Genomic DNA, 1,120 nt, shown 5'->3' with positions numbered 1-1,120 from the left:
AGTGAGCGTTTGATTCTGGTATTGGGTGGTTCATGGTGAATTCCAGGAGCCAGATCGAGCGCTCAGCGAAGCGATTCGCCGGAAACACGGCTTCTGCGGCAATCGGCAGAGCAGTGATGCGCCGGTTACCTTCCAAAAGCTCCTGTCTCATTTACAGAACTACCGGTTCACACCGAGTCGAGAACGCACGCCCCGGTGCACCCGGCACCCCCACACACGCCCTGCTCAGGCCGGCCGCCACCACGTACGCAGACACCATGCAGCCCTCACGGCCCTACCCCAGCGACCTGTCCGACGCCCGCTGGGAACTCATCCGCCCCACCCTCGAAGCCTGGCGCCACGCCCGCAACAGCATCCGCAAACCCACCCACGACCTGCGCGCCCTGATGAACGCCATCCTCTACGTCGACCGCACCGGGATCCCCTGGCGCTACCTGCCCCACGACTTCCCACCCCACCAGACCGTCTACGGCTACTTCGCCCGCTGGGAAGCCGACGGCATCTTCGACCAGCTCACCGGCCTGTTACGCGGCAAAGTCCGCCAGGCCGAAGGCCGCACCCCCGACCCCAGCGCCTGCCTGATCGACAGCCAGAGCATCAAAACCTCCGCCACAGTCCCCCTGACCAGCCAAGGCATCGACCCGGCCAAGAAGATCATCGGACGCAAGCGGCACATCGTCACCGACACCCTCGGCCTCCTCCTCGCCGTCACCGTCACCGCCGCCAGCGTCCACGACTCCGCCGCCGGCACCCAACTCCTCGCCGACATCGCCGCACGCCATCCCACCATCACCAAAGCCTGGGCCGACAACGGCTACAAGACCAAAGCCGTCGAACACGCCGCCCACCACGGCATCGACCTCGAGATCGTCCAACGCAACCCCACCACCCGCGGCTTCCACGTCCAGCCCCGCCGCTGGGTCGTCGAACGCACCCTCGGCTGGCTCATGCACCACCGCCGCCTGGCCCGCGACTACGAAACCCACCCTCACCGATCGGCAGCCATGATCCAACTCGCCGCCATCAACCTCATGACCCGCCGCCTCACCCACGAAACCACCCACAACTGGCGCGACAACTAAGCCAAACGAAACAGACAACCGAGAATCAAACGCTCACT

At 65.4% G+C, this 1,120-nt stretch carries 1 protein-coding gene; it reads left to right on the top strand.

The features are described from left to right. The first annotated feature begins 257 nt into the window (after positions 1–257). Entirely contained in the window at positions 258–1,082 is an 825-nt protein-coding gene (locus tag ACZ6IM_RS42705; protein ID WP_469564656.1) for an IS5 family transposase, read from the top strand. The last annotated feature ends 38 nt before the right edge of the window (positions 1,083–1,120 follow it).

It is taken from the genome of Streptomyces sp. NPDC042336 (genome assembly GCF_055581985.1).
Note: the sequence above shows the minus strand (reverse complement) of the source record. Positions and strands in the feature narration are given on the sequence as shown.

Coding starts and splice junctions, on each gene's coding strand:
- ACZ6IM_RS42705 (WP_469564656.1), top strand. CDS start 258: ATGCAGCCCTCACGGCCCTACCCCAGCGACCTGTCCGACGCCCGCTGG.